The organism is Bradyrhizobium sp. NP1 (assembly GCF_030378205.1).
Taxonomy (GTDB): domain Bacteria; phylum Pseudomonadota; class Alphaproteobacteria; order Rhizobiales; family Xanthobacteraceae; genus Bradyrhizobium.
The window spans coordinates 2,210,126-2,230,463 of record NZ_CP127385.1; the positions used below are offsets into that span (position 1 = coordinate 2,210,126).

The window sequence follows — 20,338 nt, forward strand, 5'->3', positions numbered from 1 at the left end:
CTGTTTGACCTAGGTCAACGCGCGCCAGTTGCCGGCCGCCTAGCCTGAATGTCTTTACGAACTGGCGAAAGCGGCATGCGAGACGGCATGAATGATCAGGCGATATGGCAACCGATCTCGACGGCTCCGTTCGGGCCGGATCTCGAGGTCGCCGTGATCGAAGGGGATCTCATCCATGCGCTGGTGTTTGCCTGCCGGCGCGCGCCGGACGGCTGGGTCAAGGTCGCGACCCGTGAACGGATTGTGGTCAGCCCGACGCATTGGCGCCCCTGGGCGTCCCAATAGCCAGCGATCAGATTAGCGCTGCTTGTCCTGCGGAGGGGTCGCGCGCGGCTGCGCCAGCTTGGCTTCTTCCTCTGCAAGAAGTCGCTGGATCGTCTCCCGCTTGGCCGCATCCGTCTCGGTTTCGAGCAGCTTCCTGAAGTGCGCGATATTCAGATCCGCCACAGTCTTGTCCATGGCCACGCCTTCGCATCTGAGACAACTGGTGCTATCTGGCACAATTCCAAAAGCGACAAAAGGGGACAACCGGCCGCGCCGCCGATTGGCCCAAACTATTGATTTCCGGCGCTTGATCGGGTCGTCTGCGACAGAGTCCCATGATGCGCGGCGGATTAGGGAAATGACGGAGCAGGGTCGCGTCTGGTTTCGCTACGGTTCGGCCGCGGGGGCGGCCGCGCTCGCTTTCCTGTTTCGCCTGATGCTGCAGCCCTATTTCGAAGGGCGGGCCTTCACGGTCATTTTCGTTCCGGTCGTCGCCTTTGCCGCGTTCGCGGGCGGCCGGGGTCCCGCGATTCTGGCGAGCGTGCTGTGCCTCGGCATTACGGCCTTCTTCCTGGGCGGCAGCCTCGGCGAGCCCGCCAACCTGATCGATGTCGCCTTCTTTGCCGTGCTCGGGCCGATCCTGGGCTTCATCGGCGACCGGCTTTTGCGGGAGACGGAGGAATCGCGTTACCGCCAGGTGCATCTGCAGTCGATCCTCGACACCGTGCCGGAAGCGGTCATCGTGATCGACGATCGCGGCATCATGCGCTCCTTCAGCGTCACCGCCGAACGGCTGTTCGGCTGGTCGGCGGAGGAGGTGATCGGAAAGAATGTGTCGATCCTGATGCCGACCCCCTACCGCGACGAGCATGACAGCTACCTCGATCGGTACCACAAGACCGGGGAACGGCGGATCATCGGCATCGGACGCATCGTCGTCGGCGAGCGCAAGGACGGCTCGACCTTCCCGATGGAATTGGCGGTCGGCGAGGCTCGCGTCGGCACCGAGCGGTTCTTCACGGGCTTCGTCCGCGACCTGACGGAGCGGCGGACGCAGGAGCGGCGCATGCAGGAGCTGCAGTCGGAGCTCGTCCATGTGTCCCGGCTGACCGCGATGGGGGAAATGGCCTCTTCCCTCGCGCATGAGCTGAACCAGCCGTTGTCGGCCATCACCAGCTATCTGCGCGGCGCCGCGACGCTGCTGAAGGCCGATCAACCCGACAAGGCCCGCGTCCGCGAGGCGATCGAGCGAAGCGCCGATCAGGCGCTGCGTGCCGGCGACATCATCAAGCGGCTGCGCGAGTTCGTCGCCAAGGGCGAAACCCAGCACAGCCTGGAAGATCCCGCCGTGCTCGTCGAGGAGGCGGCGGCGCTCGCTCTGGTCGGCGCCAGGGAGCAGGGCGTGCGTGTGGTGTTGCGCTGCGACCACGATCTTCCCGAGGTCGTGGTCGACAAGATCCAGATCCAGCAGGTCGCGCTCAACCTGATCAGGAATGCGGTGGAGGCGATGGAAACCACGCGCCGCAGGGAGCTCACCGTGGTGGTGTCGCGCCAGGGCGCCTTCGCGTGCGTCTCGGTTGCCGACACGGGCACCGGAATCAGTCCCGAGATCGCCAAGCACCTGTTCCAGCCCTTCGTGACCAGCAAGCCCAACGGAATGGGCGTCGGCCTCTCAATCTGCCGCACCATCATCGAGGCCCACGGCGGACGGATTTCCGCCGGCCCGAACGGGGGCGGCGGAACGATCTTCGAATTCACCGTACCCTTCGCCGAGCCGGAGGCAGGCCATGAGCGATAAGACCGTCATCCATATTGTCGACGACGATGCGGCGATGCGCGACTCGCTGGCGTTCCTGCTCGACGTCAACGGCTTCAAACCGCAGGTCTACGATTCCGCGGACGCCTTCGTGGCGCGCTCGGCGCCCGGCGCGCTCGATTGCATCGTCTCGGATATCCGCATGCCGGGCATGAACGGCATCGAGCTGGTGCGCAAGCTCAGGAGCGAAGGGGCGACCTGTGCGGTGATCCTGATCACCGGACACGGCGACGTCGCACTCGCGGTCGAGGCGATGAAGGCGGGCGCCGCCGATTTCATCGAGAAGCCGTTCGATGACGAGGCCCTGCTCGGCGCGATCCGTGCCGCGCTGGAGGCGCGTCCCGTCGCGCAGGGCGACAGCAATGCGCGCAAGGAAGCCGAGGCGCGTCTGGCCGAGCTGTCGCCACGAGAGCGCGATGTGCTGCAGGGCCTGGTTGCCGGAAAGATCAACAAGGTGATCGCGCATGACCTCAACATCAGCCCGCGTACCGTGGAAGTCTATCGCGCCAACCTGATGGCCAAGACCGGCGTGCGCAGCATGTCCGAGCTGATGCGGATCGCGCTGGCGGCGGGCCTGTGAGCGGCATCCTTCCCTGGCCGCACCCTGTGGCCGCCGGCGCGCTCGCGGTTGACCAGGATCAAGGCAGGCTTGCCCGCGGTGTCGCAGGATGCCTGCACGATCAACCGGGAGACGTCACCATGTCCCGCAATATCGGAATTCTCGACCAGGCGATCCGCACACTGCTCGGCTTCGCGCTGTTCGCCTTCCTGGTGAAGGATGGCGCGCTGATGCCGGCCTCCGCCTTGACCGCCCTGATCGCGATCTATCTATTCGTGACCGGCCTGTTGCGGTACTGCCCGCTCTACGCTCTGCTCGGCATGAACACGGCCGGGCGACTGGACCGCTCGGCTTAGGAAGCAGGCTGCGATCGTCCAAGGGTGGAGTCTTCCGTGTTTCGCCTTCGTCGGCTGGCCCGGCTTCGGCAGCGACTATACGGCATTCTTGATCCCGGCCCGGGCGCGGGCCGGCTCGGCGTGGGCGTCAATCTGACGCTGATCGGGCTGATCGTGGTGACGCTGGCGGCGACCATCCTGGAGAGCGTGCCGCGGCTCGCGGCGACCTATGGCGGCCTGTTCGAGGCGATCGAATATCTCGCACTCGCCGTCTTTTCCATCGAATACCTGGCGCGGCTATGGACCGCGATCGAGCAGCCGCCGTGGCGCCGTCTCGGCGCGATCCGGGCTCGCCTCGCTTTCGTCGTGAGCCCGGCCGGGCTGATCGATCTGGCCGCGGTGCTGCCGTTCTGGCTGTCCTTCGTCATTGCAGCCGATTTCAAGGTGCTGCTGGTGCTGCGGCTCGCGCGCTTCTTCAAGCTCACGCGCTATTCGCCGGCGATGCGCTCGCTGCTCGAGGCGCTCTACACCGAGCGGCGCGCCCTGGTCGGCTGTTTCGTGATCCTGTTCGGCGCGACGCTGGTCGCGGCGGCGCTGATGCACCTCGTCGAAGGCACGGCGCAGCCTGACAAGTTCGGCACCATCCCCGATGCCATGTGGTGGGCGATCGTGACGCTCGGCACCGTCGGCTATGGCGATGTCGTCCCGGTGACGCCGGCCGGCCGGCTGCTGGCAGGCGCGACCATCTTCGTCGGGATACTGATGGTCGCCTTGCCCGTCGGCATCGTGGCGACGGCCTTCGCCAACGAGGTTCATCGCAGGGAGTTTGTCGTCACCTGGAGCCTGGTGGCGCGGATTCCGCTGTTCAGCGAGCTGAACGCGACCCAGATCGCCGACGTGATGAAGCTGTTGCGCGCGCAGAAGGCGGAGAAGGGAACGATCATCGCCCGCCGTGGCGAGGCGGCCCATTCGATGTACCTGATCGTGGACGGCGCGGTCGAAATCAAGCTTCGCCACGGTCACGTGCAGCTCGGCGAGGGCGATTTCTTCGGGGAAGTCGCAGCGCTGCGTCAGTCGCGGCGTTCGGCAACCGTGATCGCGCTGCGGCCGACCCGCCTGCTCGCGCTCGATGCCTCCGATCTGCGCAGCCTGATGGACCGGGAGCCCCAGATTGCGGCCCGCGTCTGGGATGCGGCGCGCACGCGCCTGGGCAGTGACTTCGAAAAGGCGGCGGGCGACATTCTCGCCACGGAACTGCCCGCAAACCCGGCCGCCTGACGGCGGCTCGGGACGCTCAGAGCGACCGCCGCTTCGGCGGATCGGTGAAATCGGCCGGCGCCGGGCCGGTCGTGAGGTTGCGCGTTTGCGCCTCCGCCCAGGCCAGCGCGCCGGCGAAGACCGCGAACATCGCGACCACACCGGCAAGCAGGATCATTGTTGAAACGGGCATGGCTGATCTCCTGTCTGGATGAAACCACACTCGCCGAATCGACGCGGTCGCGCCTTGACGTGGATCAAACAGGTTCGATGCCTGCGGCGTAGGATCGTCTCATCAGCAGATCAGGAGATTGTCATGCGCGCGCATCAGATCATGACCCGGAACGTGATCACGGTCGGGCCCGAGGCCAGGATCGTGGAGGCAGCGAAGCTGATGCTCGAGAATCACGTCAGCGGCCTTCCGGTCATCGACAACACCGGCAAGCTGGTCGGTATCGTCACCGAGGGCGATTTCCTGCGGCGCGCCGAGATCGGTACGCAGCGCAAGCGCCCGCGCTGGCTGCAGTTTTTTGTCGGGCCGTCGCGCGCGGCGAGCGAGTTCGTCCACGCCAGCGGCCGCAAGGTCGAGGAGGTCATGACCGGGGAGCCGCTGACCGTGACCGAGCAGACCAGCCTCGACGAGATCGTGCGGCTGATGGAGAAGAACGGCGTCAAGCGCCTGCCGGTCGTGAGCGGCGACCGCCTGGTCGGCATCGTCTCACGCGCGAACCTCGTTCAGGCGGTGGCGAGCCTGGCGCGCGACGTGCCGGACCCGACTGCCGATGACGACCATATCCGCGAGCGTTGCACGCACGCGATCCTCGATACCGACTGGCGGCCGATCGGGTTGCAGGTGACGGTGCGCGACGGCGTCGTCCATCTGCACGGCATCATCATCAACGCCGACGCACGGCAGGCCGCGATCGTGGCGGCGGAAAACGTCGCCGGTGTCAAGGAGGTGCACGATCACCTCGCCTTCGTCGACACCTATTCGGGCTTCTACGTCGAATCGCCCGAGGACATCAAGGCAACGGGCTGACGGAGCGCGAATCGATGTTTCGCCTCATCATGATGTTGCTGACGTCGATCGCGGGGCTGTTCGTTGCGAACGAAGCCTTGAATCTCAGCCTGGTCGAAACAGTAGTGGCCGTCATCCTGATCCTCGGCTTCCTGGTATTGGCGACCGGCTGGACGCTCCGCCGCTCCGTCTGATTGACCCCGATCAAGGCGCCGGTTGCGAAAATGTCGGATCGTCGTTCAAGACAAGGGAGGACCGCCGTGCTTACATTCGACGTACGTTTCATCAAGACGGTCTGCGACGATACCGGTCACGAGCACCGCGCCTGCCAGGCCGCGTTTGCGATTGAGGCCACTTCGCTGAGTGATGCCGTGCGGCGCGCCGAAACCGAGTTCTGCCGGCAGAAGCACGTCCATGACTGGACCATCTTCGCCGATGCGGTGGAATTCCGCTCGCCGACCGGCGTGTCGCGGGCGTGGCTCGCCGACGCCGCGAACTGAAGGACGCGCACGAGGCAAGCCGTGGACAGCACCGCCCGACGATACGCCGAGCGCAACGTGCCTCGTTACACTTCCTATCCGACCGCGGCCGATTTTACCGCGCAGGTCGGACCAGGCGATCATGCCGCCTGGCTTGGCGCGCTTGATCCGCAGGAGAGCATTTCGGTTTACCTGCATGTGCCCTATTGCCGCGAGATCTGTCTCTATTGCGGCTGCAATACCAAGAAGGCGATCCGCGACGACGTGATTGCGGACTATCGCCGGGCGCTGGAGGCAGAGATCGCCCACGCGAGCCGCCTTGCGAAACGGCGGCTGTGTGTCGCGCGGCTGCATTGGGGCGGGGGCACGCCGAGCATTCTCGGGGCCGCCGGGCTGGAATCGGTTCTGGCCGTGATTGAGGAGCGTTTTTCCCTTGCGAATGGACTGGAGCATGCGATCGAGCTCGATCCGCGCCATGTAACCGAGACGCTCGCGAAGCATCTGGCGACGCTCGGCGTGACGCGCGCGAGCCTCGGCATCCAGGACACTAATCCGCTGGTGCAGGCGGCGATCGGCAGGCTGCAGCCCCTTGCCATGGTGCAGGCGGCGGTCGATCGCCTGCGATCCGCCGGCATCGACAATCTGAGCTTCGATTTGATGTACGGCCTGCCGCTGCAGTCGGTCGAATCGATCCGCAGGACCTGCATCGAGGCGCTGTCGCTGTCGCCGCGGCGGATCGCCTGTTTCGGCTATGCCCACCTGCCGCGGCTGAAGGCGAACCAGCGCCGGATCGATGCGGCCGCGCTGCCGTCGCAGGATCAGCGCATCCTGCAGGCCGAAGCCATGGCCGAAGCGCTCGCGGGTGCGGGCTATGTGCCGATCGGCATCGATCACTTCGCGCGGCCGGACGATCCGCTCGCGCGGGCTACCGTTTCGGGGAAGCTGCACCGCAATTTCCAGGGCTATACCGACGACGACCGCAAGGTGCTGCTCGGTTTTGGCGCGTCGTCGATCTCGACCTTTGCCAACGGCTTCGTCCAGAACATTGCCGATGTGCCGAGTTATGTCCGCAGGATCGGGAGTGGCGCGCTCGCTTCAGTGCGGGGCTGCCGGATCTCGCCGGAGGATCGCGCGCGCGGGCGGATCATCGAGCGGCTGATGTGCGACTTCGAGGCCGATCTGGATGCGCTCGCGCCTGGTCTTGATCTAACCGGAGAGCTTGCGCAGCTCGATCCGATGCGAAGGGACGGGCTCATCGAGACCGTGGCCGGCAGGCTTGTCGTGACCGATGCGGGGCGCGCCGTGGTCCGGGTGATCGCCGCAACCTTCGACGCCTTCAGGCGCAGCGAAGCGCTGCAGTTCAGCCGCGCTGTCTGAGCGCCGCATCGACCGGAAATCAAATTAATCCGATTCGTTCGCTGCGGCTGCCTCGCAGAAGGGCCTGACCTTGGCGCTGGCGCGTCCCGGCGCCACCGGGATTCCACGGATATCGGCATCGATTTGGCGCTCAACCTCGCATCGCTTGATCTCGATCAAATCGCCGGTGCGTCCGCTGTGGTTCCTAGACGGCGCAGATCCACAAAGAAAGTCGCGCCATGGCAAACGCGTCCATCAGTTCGAAATCGATGACATCAGGCGAAGCGATTCTTGCGCCGCTGTTCGTCGTGCTTGCATTCCTTTGCCTGGTCGGGGCGGCGATGGCGCAGGATGCGCCGTTTGCCTTTCATGCTTCGCTTGGCTGCGTGGCGAGCCTGTTCGCCGCCTTCATGATCCTGAACCGCTACTACGACCGGCCGGCCGAGTTGCCGCCACAGGAGATCGGCGGGCGGCCGAACTACAATTTCGGGCCGATCAAGTTCGCAGCCGGCGCGGCCATGTTCTGGGGCATTGCCGGCTTCGCGGTCGGGCTGATCATCGCCTGCCAGCTCGCATGGCCGGCGCTCAATCTCGATCTGCCGTGGACCACGTTCGGCCGGTTGCGGCCGCTGCACACCTCGGCGGTGATTTTCGCCTTCGGCGGCAACGTGCTGATCGCAACCTCGTTCTACGTCGTCCAGAAGACCTGTCGGGTGCGCATGGCCGGCGACATCGCGCCGTGGTTCGTCGTGCTCGGCTACAATTTCTTCATCGTCATCGCCGGTACCGGCTATCTGCTCGGCGTGACGCAGTCCAAGGAATATGCCGAACCGGAGTGGTACGCCGACCTCTGGCTGACCATCGTGTGGGTGACTTATCTGCTGGTGTTCCTGATGACGCTGGTCAAGCGCAAGGAACCGCACATCTTCGTCGCCAACTGGTTCTATCTCGCCTTCATCATCACGATTGCGGTCCTGCATCTCGGCAACAACCCGGCGCTGCCGGTGTCGTTGCTCGGGTCGAAATCCTACATCGCCTGGGGCGGCGTGCAGGATGCGATGTTCCAGTGGTGGTACGGCCACAATGCGGTCGGCTTCTTCCTCACCGCCGGCTTCCTCGCCATCATGTACTACTTCATCCCGAAGCGGGCGGAGCGGCCGATCTATTCCTACCGGCTTTCGATCATCCACTTCTGGGCGCTGATCTTCCTCTACATCTGGGCCGGCCCGCACCATCTCCATTATACCGCGCTGCCCGACTGGGCGCAGACGCTCGGCATGACCTTCTCGATCATGCTGTGGATGCCTTCCTGGGGCGGCATGATCAACGGCCTGATGACGCTCTCGGGCGCCTGGGACAAGCTGCGCACCGATCCGGTGCTGCGCATGATGGTGGTTTCGGTCGCCTTCTACGGCATGTCGACCTTCGAAGGGCCGATGATGTCGATCAAGGTGGTCAATTCGCTCAGCCACTACACCGACTGGACCATCGGTCACGTGCATTCCGGCGCGCTTGGCTGGGTCGGCTTCGTCTCGTTCGGCGCGCTGTATTGCCTGGTGCCATGGCTGTGGGGCCGCAAGAGCCTCTACAGCATGAAGCTCGTCAACTGGCACTTCTGGATCTCGACGCTGGGCATCGTGCTCTACATCTCCGCGATGTGGGTGTCGGGAATCCTGCAGGGCCTGATGTGGCGCGCCTACACCTCGCTCGGCTTCCTCGAATACTCCTTCATCGAATCCGTCGAAGCCATGCATCCCTTCTACATCATCCGCGCGGCCGGCGGCGCGCTGTTCCTGATCGGAGCGCTGGTCATGGCCTTCAATCTCTGGATGACGGTCAACGCAGGTGAAGTCGATCAAACGCAGGGCGCAGGCCTGCTGCAACCCGCCGAATAGGTCATCGCATGTCTCTCTGGAACCGACACGCCATTTTCGAGAAGAACTCGATCATCCTGATCGTGGGCATCCTCGCCGTCATCGCGATCGGTGGCCTCGTCGAGATCACCCCGCTGTTCTACCTGAAGAGCACGATCGAGGTGGTCGACGGCGTCAGGCCCTATACGCCATTGGAGCTGGCCGGCCGCAACATCTATGTCCGTGAGGGCTGCTATCTCTGCCACTCGCAGATGATCCGCCCGCTGCGCGACGAGGCCGAGCGCTATGGCCATTATTCGCTCGCGGCGGAGAGCATGTACGATCACCCGTTCCAGTGGGGATCGAAGCGCACGGGCCCGGATCTGGCGCGGGTCGGCGCCAAGTACTCCGACGACTGGCACGTCCGCCACCTGATCGATCCGCGCTCGATCGTGCCGCAGTCGATCATGCCGGGCTATCCGGCGCTGGCGACGACGGAGGTCGACCTCGGCAACGTCGCCGCGCACCTGCGCACCAACCGCGCGGTCGGCGTTCCCTATACCGACGACCAGATCGCCAATGCCGCGGCCGACCTGAAGGCGCAGACCGATCCCGACAGCCCCGGTCTCGACGGCTTCCAGAAGCGCTATCCGAAAGCGGTCGTGCGAAATTTCGATGGCAAGAGCGGCAATCCGACCGAGCTCGACGCGCTGGTCGCCTACCTGCAGATGCTGGGTACGCTGGTCGACTTTAAGCTCTACGACGAAAAAGCCAACCTGCGCTGAGGGGGCCGACATGAAAGCGATCGTTTCAATCGAGAACCTGGCATCGAGCTTCGTGCTGACCTTCTGGACGCCGATCTTCGTCGCCATTTTCGTCGCCATCGTCATCTACGCGCTGCGTCCCCGCAACAAGGCGCTGTTCGATGACGCGGCCAGGATGCCGCTGCGGGAGGATTGACAGATCATGAGCGAGCATCACGAAGTCGACAGCGTTTCCGGCCGCACCACCACCGGCCACGAATGGGACGGCATCAAGGAACTGAACACGCCGCTGCCGCGCTGGTGGATCCTGACGTTCTACGCCACCATCGTCTGGGCGATCGGCTACTGGGTCGTCTATCCGGCCTGGCCGCTGGTGACGGGCTACACCACGGGCCTGTTCCACTATTCGACGCGCGCGAGCGTCACCGAGGAGCTGGCGAACCTCGAGGCCATGCGCGGCGAGAAGATGAAGGTGCTCGGCAACGCCTCGCTCGCCGAGATCGAGAAGGACCCGGCGCTGCTGGCGCTGGCGCGGGCGCGCGGCAAGACGGTGTTTGCCGACAACTGCGCGCCGTGCCACGGCAGCGGCGGCGCCGGCGCCAAGGGCTTCCCGAACCTCAACGACGACGACTGGCTGTGGGGCGGCTCGCTCGACCAGATCATGCAGACCATTCAGTACGGCGCGCGGTCCGGCAATGCCAAGGCGCATGAAGGCCAGATGCTGGCGTTCGGCCGCGACGGCATCCTCAAGCCGGACCAGATCGTGACGGTGGCGAATTATGTCCGGTCGCTGTCGGGGCTTTCCACTGCGCCCGGCTACGATGCAGCAGCCGGCAAGAAGATCTTTGCCGAGAACTGCGTGAGCTGCCATGGCGAGAACGGCAAGGGTAACCAGGAGTTCGGCGCGCCCGACCTGACCGACCATATCTGGCTGTACGGGGCCGACGAGGCGACGCTGGTGGAGACCATCACCAACGGCCGCGCCGGCGTCATGCCGGCCTGGAGCGGACGCCTCGATCCCGTCACCATCAAGGCGCTCACGGTCTTCGTGCATTCGCTTGGCGGCGGCAAATAGGCCGGGAAAGCAACGCGAGGCTGGGGTGCGGCGGGCCGGTTTTTTCCGGCCCGCTTTTATCGTTGATGTAGGTCAAGCTCATCGGCGCGATCGCGCCTTAGGTTCAGGCCAGGATCACCCGAGCCTCCGGTATGAACAAGACCGTGTCCACCGACGAACTCCTTGCTGACGATGACGGTCCGCTCTATGTGGCCCACAAGAAGGTGTATCCGCAGAAGGTGTCCGGCACCTTCCGCAGGATCAAATGGGGGCTGATGGCGGTTTGCCTCGGCGTCTACTACCTGCTGCCGTTCGTGCGCTGGAATCGCGGGCTCGGCGCGCCGGACCAGGCGGTGCTGATCGACTTTCCGAATCGGCGGTTCTATTTCTTCTTCATCGAGCTGTGGCCGCAGGAGATCTACTACTTCACGGGGCTACTGATCCTGGCCGCGATCGCGCTGTTCCTGATGAACGCGCTGGGCGGACGGGTGTGGTGCGGCTATCTCTGTCCGCAGACGGTGTGGACCGACCTGTTCTACGCGGTCGAGCGCTGGATCGAGGGCGATCGCCGGCAGCGGATGAAGGCGGACGCCGCGGGCATGACGGTCAACCGCGCGGCGCGGCTTGTCGCCAAGCATGCGATCTGGCTGATGATCGCCTGGTGGACCGGCGGCGCCTGGGTGCTCTACTTCTCCGATGCGCCGACGCTGGTGAAGGATCTCGCCACCTTCCAGGCTCCGGCCATCGCCTATGTCTGGATCGGCATCCTGACGGCCACCACCTATCTGCTCGCGGGCTACATGCGCGAGCAGGTCTGCGTCTACATGTGCCCGTGGCCGCGCATCCAGGCCGCGCTCACCGACGAATGGGCGCTGAACGTCACCTACAAATATGATCGCGGCGAGCCGCGCTGCTCGGTGAAGAAGGCGATCGATCTGCGCGCGCTCGGGGAAAAGGTCGGCGACTGCATCGACTGCTACCAGTGCGTCGCGGTCTGCCCCACCGGAATCGACATCCGCGACGGCGCGCAGCTCGGCTGCATCCAGTGCGGGCTCTGCATCGACGCCTGCGATTCCGTGATGCGCAAGATTGGTCGTCCGGCCCGCCTGATCGGCTATGACAACGACATCAACGTCCAGCGGCGGATCGCGGGCAAGGCGGAGGTCTTCAAGCCCGTGCGCGCCCGCACCGTGGTCTATGCCTCGCTGATCGTCGCGGTCTGCGCGGTGATGCTCTACGCGCTGCTGACGCGGACGCTGCTCGATGTCAACGTGCTGCACGACCGCAATCCGGTCGCTGTCAAGCTCAGCGACGGCTCGATCCGCAACGGCTACACCCTGCGCTTCCTGAACAAGCGCGGCTTCGACCGCGTGATCGCGGTCGATGTCGACGGCCCCGCCAACGCGTCCGTGCATGTCGTCGGCCTGGACTCGGTGACGCCGGATCGCCCGATGATCATTATCGGCCGCGACCAGACCACCGAGTTGCGCGTGCTGGTCACGGCACCCTTCGACGAGAAGGCCGAGAAGAGCGTGCCGGTGACGTTCCGCGTCACCGACATCGGGCTCGGCGAGGTCGCGACCGCGACCGACCATTTTGTCACGCCTTAAAATCCGGGACGACGAGGAGCGAGAGCCATGAACACCCCCGCTTCGACCATGCGGCCAATTACCGGGCGCTTCGTTCTCATTGCCGTCGTCGCCTTCTTCGCCGTCGTGATCAGCGTCAACGTGGTGATGATGCGGCTTGCCATCGCGACGCTCCCGGGCACCGAGGTCGACAGCGCCTACGCGGCGAGCCTGGCCTATCAGAAGGAAATCCAGGCCGCCCAGCAGCAGGCCATGCGCAACTGGAAGGTCGACGCGCATATCGAGCGCGGCGCCGACGGCGTCGCGACGCTGAATATCGATGCGCGTGACGGGGATGGTGCGCCGCTCACCGGGCTTGCCGTCTTTGCCCGGCTTGAACGGCCGACCGACCGGCGCGCCGACCAGGCTTTCGAGCTTGCCGCGAGCGGCTCCGCCTATCGCGGCACGGCGCGCGGCGTCGCCGCGGGTCAGTGGGAACTCGTCATCGAGGCGGACGCGAACGGGCAGCGCCTGTTCCGGTCGCGCAATCGCATCGTCCTGAAGTGAGGGGGCGGTCTGATGCAGGCGACCATGGACTTTTCCCACTACCTCAGGAGCGCGGGCAGCGGCGTGCTGCACCTCGACCTCGCGGTTGAGGGCATCAACTGCGCCGGCTGCATGGCCAGGATCGAGCGCAGCCTTGCGAAGATTCCCGATGTGACGCTGGCGCGCGTCAACCTGACCGACCATCGCCTGGCGGTGGAGTGGAAGGCGGGATCGATCGACCCGGCGATGTTCGTCGACCGGCTCGCCGCGCTCGGCTACAAGGCCTATCCATTCGAGCGGGCAGGGGCCGAGACGCAGGAGGCCGAGCGCGCCAGTGCGCTGCTGCGCCGGCTCGGCGTTGCCGCCTTCGCTGCCATGAACGTGATGATGCTGTCGGTGCCGGTCTGGTCCGGCAACCTCAGCGACATGCTGCCCGAGCAGCGCGACTTCTTCCACTGGCTGTCGGCGCTGATCGTGCTGCCGGCCGCGGCCTATTCCGCGCAGCCGTTCTTCGCGTCCGCCTGGTCGGCGCTCAGGGTGCGCAGCGTCAACATGGACGTGCCGATCTCGATCGGCATCGTGCTGGCGCTCGCGATGTCGCTGGTCGAGACCGCCTTCCACGCCGAGCACGCCTATTTCGACGCCGCGATCATGCTGATCGCCTTCCTGCTCGCGGGCCGCTATCTCGACCAGAACATGCGGCGGCGGACGCGCGCGTTCGCCGGCAATCTCGCAGCGCTGAAGGCGGAAACCGCCACCAAATTCATCAACGACGACGAGATCCGCACCGTCCCGGTCGCGGCGATCGAGCCGGGCGATATCGTCCTGCTGCGGCCGGGCGAGCGCTCGACCGTCGACGGCACCGTGGTCAGCGGCCGCTCCGAGATCGACCAGAGCCTGATCACGGGAGAAACGCTCCCCGTGACCGCCACGGCCGGCAGCGCGGTGTTCGCCGGCACGCTGGTGCGGTCCGGCACCTTGCGCGTCCGCGTGTCGGCGGCTTCGGAAGGCACGTTGCTCTCCGAGATCTCGCGGCTGCTCGACAATGCGCTGCAGGCCCGCTCGCGTTATCTGCGGCTCGCCGAACGCGCCTCGCGGCTTTACGCGCCGGTCGTGCATGCGGCGGCGCTCCTGACCATGCTGGGCTGGCTTGTCGCCGGCGCGACGCTGCATGACTCGATCGTCACCGCGATCGCCGTCCTCATCATCACCTGTCCCTGCGCGCTCGGGCTTGCCATTCCAGCGGTGCAGACGGTCGCCTCCGGCGCGCTGTTCGGCTCCGGCGTGCTGCTCAACGCGGGCGACGCCATCGAGCGCATGGCCGAGGTCGATCGCGTCATCTTCGACAAGACGGGAACGCTGACCTTGCCTGAGCTTGATGTCGCGAACCTCGCCAACATTCCGGCCGATGTCGTCGCGCTTGCCGGGCGCCTTGCGCTGTCGAGCCGTCATCCGGTGGCCGTCGCAATCGCGCGCGCGGCTTCTGCCACCGCGCCGCTATCGGGTGTTGAGGAGGAGCCGGGGCAGGGCGTCCATGGCCTGCTCGATGGCGTCGAGATCAGGCTCGGCCGGCCGTCTTATTGCGGCGCCGACCGGCTGGCCAATGCGATCCTGAGCCGCGATCCGGAAGCCTCGGTCGTGGCGTTCAGGCATGGCGAGGTCTGTCACGTTTTTGCGGTGAGACAACGCCTGCGGGGCGACGCCCCGGAGGTCGTGGCACGGCTCCAGCGCTTGGGCATCGCGGTTGAAATCATCTCCGGCGATCGCGAGCCGGCGGTGCGCGCGGCGGCGGAAGCGCTTGGAATCAGCGAGTGGCGCGCGGAAATGACGCCGGTCGACAAGATCGCGCGGATCACCGACGTCGCGCAGCGCGGCTCCAAGGTGCTGATGGTCGGCGATGGGCTCAACGACGCGCCGGCGCTCGCGGCCGCGCACGCTTCGATGTCCCCGATCACCGCGACCCATATGAGCCAGGCGGTCGCGGACGCGGTGTTTCTGGGCGATCGGCTGACGCCGGTGGTGTCGGCGGTTGCAATCTCGCGCAGGGCGCTGCGCTTGATGCGCGAAAATCTCTGGCTTGCGGTGGTCTACAACGCGTTTGCGGTGCCGATCGCGGTTGCCGGCGTGGTCACGCCGCTGATCGCGGCGGCCGCGATGTCCGGCTCCTCGCTGCTCGTCATGCTCAATGCGCTGCGCGCACGGTCCGCAAGGAAGGAGGCCGTCTGATGGAAGTCCTGGTGTTTCTCGTCCCGCTCGCCATCACGCTCGGCTTTCTCGGCCTGATGGGCTTTTTGTGGTCGCTGCGCAGTGGCCAGTATGAGGACCTCGATGGCGCGGCGTGGCGCGCCATCGCCGATGACGAACCGGCTGAGGCGGTGGTGGAAGTGCAATCTCAGCAGCAGCAAAAAGGCAGCACGGCCGGTTGCCGGTAGCGCCAGTGCGTCGCGGTCACCGCGACCGGCCGCAGCGTCTCGGCGTCGAGCCAGCCGTCGGCGCAACGCAGACAGGAAAAGCCGAGCACGCTGATCTCGTCGCCGATCACGGCGAGTTCGAGCTCGCGATGAAGCGGCGCGGTCGCGATCTCGCGCCATTCCGGAGTCGCGGTGAACTTCGCAACAAGCGCCTTGAGCCAGGACATCATGAGCCAGGACATCGGCAGTCCCCGTGGATGATGGAATCCAGTATCGCGGCAGGCGCGCGTTCTCGCCTTGACCTGCCTCAACGGGGGGCCGGCGCTGCGCCAAAGCCGTAAAATTACGGAGACCTACGGGATTATACCTAGGGGGAATATCCAAATTTCGGAATTTTGGGAAACCGGCAAACTCCCGGCCATGAACGATTGAACCGGGAGTTGCACCATGCTCGCCACCGCCGCTGTCACCACCGCCAAGTCGCCGATTTACGCCCGCCCGCCGGTGTCGGTTCGCAGCAACTCGTTGCCCGAGGGGCCGCTGGCGCTGATGGGCGCGCCGATGCGCTTTGCCCGAAACGCCGAAGTCTATGGCGAGGACGAGCCCGCGGAATATCTCTATCAGGTGATTTCCGGCGCCGTGCGCACCTACCGGATGCTCGACGACGGCCGCCGCCAGATCAGCGCGTTCTATCTTCCCGGCGACATCTTCGGCATCGAGGCCGGCGACGTTCACCTGTCGTCCGCCGAAGCGGTGGCCGAATCGCAGGTCCTGGTCGTCAAGCGCGCGAGCGTGATGGCGCGCGCCGAACACGAGAAGGATCTCGCCAGGCAGCTCTGGAAGCTGACCGTGCAGGAGCTGCGGCGGGTGCAGCAGCACTCGCTGATCCTGATCAAGAATGCCGAAGAGCGCGTCGCCGGGTTCCTGCTGGAGATGGCCGGCCGCGGCTCGTCCGGAACGGCGATCGAATTGCCGATGTCGCGCCAGGACATCGCCGACTATCTCGGGCTGACCATCGAGACGGTTTCCCGCACCTTCACCCAGTTCGTGCAGTCCGGCATGATCGCGCTGGAGACCTCGCGGCGCGTCCAGTTCCGCAACCGCGCGGCGCTCAATCACCTCAACGGCTGAATCGATTCGAGGATTGCGGCCGCGGCGCACTGCGCGGCGGCCGCTTTTCTTTGCCTGCCAGCGACCGTCCACGGCCATCGGCCGAATCCAGTTTGGAATTCTGCGTAAATCGAACCAAAAACATTAATTTCTGTCGCAATATGGCGTGAACGATCGAGATTCGCAGGAAAGCAAAGCCAACTTCCTGATAAAAGCCATCATCTGCCGGTGCGCGCTGCCGTTGACGGCTCAAATGCGCCCGGGAATGAGGTTCAGGAGGTGTCTGATCGATGTCCCGCATTGCCATCATAGGGGCCGGCGTGACCGGCGTGACCACGGCCTATGCGCTGCAGGATCTCGGCCACACCGTCACGGTGTTCGACCGTCACCGCTATCCGGCGATGGAAACATCCTTCGCCAATGGCGGCCAGCTTTCGGCCTGTAACGCCGAGGTCTGGACCTCCTGGGCCACGATGCTCAAGGGGGTGCGCTGGATGTTCCGCCGCCAGGCGCCGCTGCTGTTCAATCCGGCGCCGAGCTGGCACAAATATTCCTGGCTCGCCGAATTCGCCGGCAACGTGTTCAACTATCGGCGCAACACCATCGAGACCACGCGGCTTGCGATCGAGGCACGGCGGCATCTTTGCGAGATTGCCGAGCGCGAAGCCATTTCGTTCGACTATGCCACCAAGGGCATCCTGCATCTCTATCGTGAGAGGAGCGCGTTCGAAAGCGGACTGAAGGTCAACGAACTCCTGCGCGCCGGCGGCCTGGACCGGTTTCCGGTGACGCCGGAGGAGATCCGTGCCCTGGACCCGGCTCTAAGCGGCAACTATTTTGCCGGGCTCTACACGCCGTCGGACACGACCGGCGATATCCACAAATTCACCCGGGGTCTTGCCAAGGCCTGCATGCGGCGCGGCGCGTCCTTCGTGCAGGACGCCGACGTCGAGCGCATCAAGCCTGTGGGAAGCGAATTCGAGATCGAGTGGCGCAGCGCGCCGTTGTCGCCGGACGCCACCGGCGCCCCGACCACGGCGAACTTCGACCAGGTGGTGATCTGCGCCGGCGTTGCGAGCCGCCGTTTCGCCGCGATGCTGGGCGATCGGATCAACATCTATCCGGTGAAGGGCTATTCGATCACGGTGCCGCTGACCTCGGCCACCGCGCGGCGTGCCGCGCCCCAGGTCAGCCTGCTCGATGACAGCGCCAAGATCGCCACCAGCCGGCTGGGCGAGAACCGTTTCCGCATCGCCGGCACCGCTGAGTTCAACGGCTTCAATCGCGATATCAGGGTGGACCGGGTTCGGCCGCTGGTGGACTGGGTGAGGGCGAACTTCCCCGATGTCGACACGTCGCTGGCCGAGCCGTGGGCGGGGCTGCGTCCGATGACGCCGAGCATGATGCCGTTCGTCGGGCCGGGGCGGCGCGCGGGCGTCTTCTACAATACCGGGCACGGCCATCTGGGCTGGACGCTTGCGGGCGCAACCGCGCGCACGGTCGCCGATCTCATCGGACCGCATTCTCTCCCGCTGGCGGCGGCGGCCTGACCGGCGACCGGCTCGCGGCCGCTCGCGACGTCGAGGATCACGCGGAACAGCTCCCAGCCCGTTTCCTCGACCGTCATTTCGCCGGGCGCAATGCGCCCGGCGTCGAAATCGATCAAGATCGTTGCAGCGCCGCGCCAGCTTACTGCGGGCCGCGGGGTTTGGCCGCGTGCGGATCGGCGCCAAGCCGAAGCCGGCGTGGACCGATCGGCGGCCGTCGCCCCGGTCGAAGCGGCGGCGCAGGCGGTAAACCTTGTTGGCGTCGGCTTTGTGGGCTTTGATGGATGGCCGCGCAATGACGGCGCCAGGGGGGAGCCAGGCCAGCATGCTGCTGTTCGATCGCACCGAATATCAGGCGCGCGTCAGGCGCGCCAAAGACGCCATGTCCGAGCGCGGCATCGATCTGTTGCTGGTCGCCTCGCCCGCCAACCAGTTCTGGCTCACCGGCTATGACGGCTGGTCGTTCTATACGCCGCAGATGGTCGCGGTCAGCCTGCACCATGACGAGCCGATCTGGATCGGCCGCAAGATGGACGCGGTCGGTGCAAAATTCACCGCCTTCCTCGACGAGAGCAACGTCGTTCCCTATCCCGACCATTATGTCGGATCGAGCGAGCTGCATCCGATGCAGTTCGTCGCCGAGGAGATCAGCCGCCGCGGCTGGGACATCGGACGGGTCGGCGTCGAGAGCGATGACTATTATTATACGGCGAAGTGGGACGCGATCCTGCGCGAGGGCCTGCCGAACTGCAGCTTCGTTGATGCCTTCCTGCTGGTGAACCGCTGCCGCATGGTCAAGTCGGCGCGCGAGCTCGACTATATGCGCCAGGCCGGGAAGATCGCAGCCGCCGCGCAGCAGGCCGCGTTCGATGCCGCGCGCCCCGGCGTGCGGCAATGCGACGTGATGGCCGAGGTCTATCGCGTCACCACGGCCGGCTTGCCCGGATTCGGCGGCACCTTCCCCTGCAAGCCGCCGAACGCGATGGTCGGCGAATATTGCTCGGCGCCGCATCTGTCGTGGACCGACGCGCCGCTCGCCGCAAACGACATCTTCTATATCGAGCTCGGCGGCGTGCGGCATCGCTATCATTCGCCGCTGTCGCGCTGCATCTATCTGGGACGGCCGACCGAGCGGATGGATTTCGTCGCCAAGGTGATCGCGGAGGGGCTGGCCGCGGTGCTCGACAAGGTGCGGCCGGGCGTCGTGTGCGAGGAGCTTGCTGCGGTCTGGAAATCTGTCATCGCCAGGCATGGGATCGAGAAGGACAGCCGCATCGGCTATCCCGTCGGCATCGGTTATCCGCCGACCTGGGGCGAGCTCACCGCCAGCATTCGCGCCGGCGACCGCACGGAGCTTGCGCCCAACATGACCTTCCACTGCATTCCCGCGATCTGGATGGACCACTACGGGCTGGTGATCTCGGAGACCTTCGCGGTCACCGAGCGCGGCGCCGAATGCTTTGCGGATTTTCCGCGCGTCCTGCTGTCGAAAAGCTGACGATCGATCGCTTTCGAAGAACGGTCCTATCGCGAGCGCAACCGTTCCGGCCGCAACGGCTGCGCCGCCGCGCCGCCTGCGGGCTGGCGTTCGCTGAGCGCCTTGGTCAGCGGCTCGATCGCCGAGCGCAGCACTTTCAGCGAACGTGCGATCGGCCTGCGGGTCAGCCGGTCGATCAGGCCTGCGGTACCGAGACTGTAGACGATGCCGACATCCGCCAGCGGTATCGGCACGGCGATCGCGCCCAGTCCCAGCTCCATCTCGTTCCAGCAGGTCGCAAAGCCGTTCTCGCGCACGGCCTCATAATCGGCGTCGATCTCCTTGCGCGAAATCTTGGTTTCCGGCGTGAGCTTCGGCAGCGGTCCCTTCAGCGCGCGGTCGATCAGCTCCTGCGACTGGAAGGCGAGGATCGCCTTCGCCGACGCTGCGACATGCGGCGCCAGCGTATGGCCGGGAATGACGTTGGCGCGAAGCCCGTCATTCGGCACAGCCCATGCCACCGAGATCACCTCGTGTCCGGTGAGCCGCGCGAGATAGCAGGTGTCGCCGAATTCCCCGACCAGGCGGTCGAGGATCGGCTGCACCGAAATCGCAAGCCATGCGGAGTCGGAGCCCGCGTGCAATAGTCGCAGCAGGCGCTGCCCGAGCTGGTAGTCCTTGCGCTTTCCGCCGGCGCTGCCGATCAGGTCGGTGCCTTGCAGGTTCTGCAGCAGGCGATGCGCGGTCGCGAGCGGCAGGTCGCAGCGCTCGGCGATGTCGGAGACGCCGAGGCCTGCTTTTGAAACGGCAATCGTCTCGAGAATCCTGAAATAGCGCTCGAGCGGCAGGTCGTTTTTCACAGTCACGTGGAACTCCACAGCGCCAAAGGCCGCCTTGACAGCGAATACGCTTAACCCTAGCCTT

25 protein-coding genes are annotated in these 20,338 nt (G+C 65.5%); 20 read left to right on the forward strand and 5 right to left on the reverse strand.

Annotated elements, in window-relative coordinates:
- The first annotated feature begins 87 nt into the window (after positions 1-87).
- A complete protein-coding gene (locus QOU61_RS10605; protein WP_289658170.1) occupies positions 88-285 on the forward strand; it encodes a hypothetical protein in 198 nt (65 codons plus the stop codon).
- Positions 286-297: 12 nt separating this feature from the next.
- Here the strand turns inward: QOU61_RS10605 and QOU61_RS10610 are convergent, their stop codons facing one another.
- The gene (locus tag QOU61_RS10610) at positions 298-465 is read right to left on the reverse strand and encodes a hypothetical protein (protein ID WP_289662321.1); all 168 of its coding nucleotides are present in this window, start codon (positions 463-465) and stop codon (positions 298-300) included.
- Between the two features lie 157 nt (positions 466-622).
- On the opposite strand from QOU61_RS10610, the gene QOU61_RS10615 reads away from it, so the two are divergent.
- From QOU61_RS10615 to QOU61_RS10630, 4 genes are all read left to right on the forward strand, one after another.
- On the forward strand, positions 623-2,062 hold the full coding sequence (locus QOU61_RS10615) for a PAS domain S-box protein (protein ID WP_289658172.1): 1,440 nt from the start codon (positions 623-625) through the stop codon (positions 2,060-2,062).
- Positions 2,052-2,660: a response regulator FixJ gene (gene fixJ / locus QOU61_RS10620; protein ID WP_289658174.1), complete on the forward strand. Its 609-nt coding sequence runs from the start codon at positions 2,052-2,054 to the stop codon at positions 2,658-2,660. Before QOU61_RS10615 ends, fixJ begins: the two co-directional genes overlap by 11 nt.
- 119 nt (positions 2,661-2,779) lie before the next feature.
- Positions 2,780-2,995: a YgaP family membrane protein gene (locus QOU61_RS10625; protein ID WP_289658176.1), complete on the forward strand. Its 216-nt coding sequence runs from the start codon at positions 2,780-2,782 to the stop codon at positions 2,993-2,995.
- 36 nt (positions 2,996-3,031) lie between these two features.
- Complete coding sequence (locus QOU61_RS10630) at positions 3,032-4,252, forward strand: cyclic nucleotide-gated ion channel (protein ID WP_289658178.1); 1,221 nt, start codon at positions 3,032-3,034, stop codon at positions 4,250-4,252.
- Between the two features lie 16 nt (positions 4,253-4,268).
- Here QOU61_RS10630 and QOU61_RS10635 read toward each other — a convergent pair whose 3' ends face one another.
- Positions 4,269-4,424 (reverse strand): hypothetical protein, encoded by a 156-nt coding sequence (locus QOU61_RS10635; protein WP_289658180.1) that lies wholly within the window; start codon positions 4,422-4,424, stop codon positions 4,269-4,271.
- Positions 4,425-4,547: 123 nt separating this feature from the next.
- Between QOU61_RS10635 and QOU61_RS10640 the strand changes: the two genes are divergently transcribed.
- From QOU61_RS10640 to ccoS, 12 genes are all read left to right on the forward strand, one after another.
- Positions 4,548-5,270, forward strand: coding sequence for a CBS domain-containing protein (locus QOU61_RS10640; RefSeq protein WP_289658182.1), 723 nt, complete (start codon positions 4,548-4,550; stop codon positions 5,268-5,270).
- A 14-nt stretch (positions 5,271-5,284) separates the two neighbouring features.
- Entirely contained in the window at positions 5,285-5,443 is a 159-nt protein-coding gene (locus QOU61_RS10645; protein ID WP_289658183.1) for a hypothetical protein, read from the forward strand.
- A gap of 66 nt (positions 5,444-5,509) precedes the next feature.
- Positions 5,510-5,749, forward strand: coding sequence for a hypothetical protein (locus QOU61_RS10650; protein WP_289658184.1), 240 nt, complete (start codon positions 5,510-5,512; stop codon positions 5,747-5,749).
- A 21-nt stretch (positions 5,750-5,770) separates the two neighbouring features.
- The gene (hemN, locus tag QOU61_RS10655) at positions 5,771-7,105 is read left to right on the forward strand and encodes an oxygen-independent coproporphyrinogen III oxidase (RefSeq protein WP_289658185.1); all 1,335 of its coding nucleotides are present in this window, start codon (positions 5,771-5,773) and stop codon (positions 7,103-7,105) included.
- 218 nt (positions 7,106-7,323) lie between these two features.
- Positions 7,324-8,979 (forward strand): cytochrome-c oxidase, cbb3-type subunit I, encoded by a 1,656-nt coding sequence (ccoN, locus tag QOU61_RS10660; protein WP_289658186.1) that lies wholly within the window; start codon positions 7,324-7,326, stop codon positions 8,977-8,979.
- Positions 8,980-8,987: 8 nt separating this feature from the next.
- Positions 8,988-9,722 carry a cytochrome-c oxidase, cbb3-type subunit II gene (gene ccoO / locus QOU61_RS10665; protein WP_289658187.1) on the forward strand — a complete coding sequence of 245 codons (735 nt, stop codon included), beginning with the start codon at positions 8,988-8,990 and terminating at the stop codon, positions 9,720-9,722.
- Positions 9,723-9,732: 10 nt separating this feature from the next.
- Positions 9,733-9,897: a cbb3-type cytochrome c oxidase subunit 3 gene (locus QOU61_RS10670; RefSeq protein WP_289658188.1), complete on the forward strand. Its 165-nt coding sequence runs from the start codon at positions 9,733-9,735 to the stop codon at positions 9,895-9,897.
- A gap of 6 nt (positions 9,898-9,903) precedes the next feature.
- The gene (ccoP, locus tag QOU61_RS10675; RefSeq protein ID WP_289658189.1) at positions 9,904-10,776 is read left to right on the forward strand and encodes a cytochrome-c oxidase, cbb3-type subunit III; all 873 of its coding nucleotides are present in this window, start codon (positions 9,904-9,906) and stop codon (positions 10,774-10,776) included.
- A gap of 131 nt (positions 10,777-10,907) precedes the next feature.
- Positions 10,908-12,365 carry a cytochrome c oxidase accessory protein CcoG gene (gene ccoG, locus QOU61_RS10680; RefSeq protein ID WP_289658190.1) on the forward strand — a complete coding sequence of 486 codons (1,458 nt, stop codon included), beginning with the start codon at positions 10,908-10,910 and terminating at the stop codon, positions 12,363-12,365.
- Between the two features lie 27 nt (positions 12,366-12,392).
- Positions 12,393-12,890, forward strand: a complete 498-nt coding sequence (locus QOU61_RS10685; RefSeq protein ID WP_289658191.1) for a FixH family protein — start codon at positions 12,393-12,395, stop codon at positions 12,888-12,890.
- Positions 12,891-12,902: 12 nt separating this feature from the next.
- A complete protein-coding gene (locus tag QOU61_RS10690) occupies positions 12,903-15,095 on the forward strand; it encodes a heavy metal translocating P-type ATPase (protein ID WP_289658193.1) in 2,193 nt (730 codons plus the stop codon).
- Entirely contained in the window at positions 15,095-15,301 is a 207-nt protein-coding gene (gene ccoS, locus QOU61_RS10695; protein ID WP_289658195.1) for a cbb3-type cytochrome oxidase assembly protein CcoS, read from the forward strand. Before QOU61_RS10690 ends, ccoS begins: the two co-directional genes overlap by 1 nt.
- Here ccoS and QOU61_RS10700 read toward each other — a convergent pair.
- Entirely contained in the window at positions 15,262-15,522 is a 261-nt protein-coding gene (locus QOU61_RS10700; RefSeq protein WP_289658197.1) for a hypothetical protein, read from the reverse strand. The genes ccoS and QOU61_RS10700 overlap by 40 nt on opposite strands.
- A 205-nt stretch (positions 15,523-15,727) precedes the next feature.
- Between QOU61_RS10700 and QOU61_RS10705 the strand changes: the two genes are divergently transcribed.
- The gene (locus QOU61_RS10705; protein WP_289658198.1) at positions 15,728-16,411 is read left to right on the forward strand and encodes a helix-turn-helix domain-containing protein; all 684 of its coding nucleotides are present in this window, start codon (positions 15,728-15,730) and stop codon (positions 16,409-16,411) included.
- On the opposite strand, the gene QOU61_RS10710 is transcribed toward QOU61_RS10705, so the two are convergent.
- Positions 16,401-16,691 carry a hypothetical protein gene (locus tag QOU61_RS10710; RefSeq protein WP_289658200.1) on the reverse strand — a complete coding sequence of 97 codons (291 nt, stop codon included), beginning with the start codon at positions 16,689-16,691 and terminating at the stop codon, positions 16,401-16,403. The two genes, QOU61_RS10705 and QOU61_RS10710, sit on opposite strands and share 11 nt — an antisense overlap.
- Here QOU61_RS10710 and QOU61_RS10715 point away from each other — a divergent pair.
- Together QOU61_RS10715 and QOU61_RS10725 are read left to right on the forward strand one after the other, a co-directional pair.
- The gene (locus tag QOU61_RS10715) at positions 16,681-17,940 is read left to right on the forward strand and encodes a D-amino acid dehydrogenase (RefSeq protein ID WP_289658202.1); all 1,260 of its coding nucleotides are present in this window, start codon (positions 16,681-16,683) and stop codon (positions 17,938-17,940) included. The genes QOU61_RS10710 and QOU61_RS10715 overlap by 11 nt on opposite strands.
- A 322-nt stretch (positions 17,941-18,262) precedes the next feature.
- Positions 18,263-19,435 carry a M24 family metallopeptidase gene (locus tag QOU61_RS10725; RefSeq protein WP_289658204.1) on the forward strand — a complete coding sequence of 391 codons (1,173 nt, stop codon included), beginning with the start codon at positions 18,263-18,265 and terminating at the stop codon, positions 19,433-19,435.
- A 26-nt stretch (positions 19,436-19,461) separates the two neighbouring features.
- Here QOU61_RS10725 and QOU61_RS10730 read toward each other — a convergent pair whose 3' ends face one another.
- A complete protein-coding gene (locus QOU61_RS10730) occupies positions 19,462-20,280 on the reverse strand; it encodes an IclR family transcriptional regulator (RefSeq protein ID WP_289658206.1) in 819 nt (272 codons plus the stop codon).
- Positions 20,281-20,338: the final 58 nt, after the last annotated feature.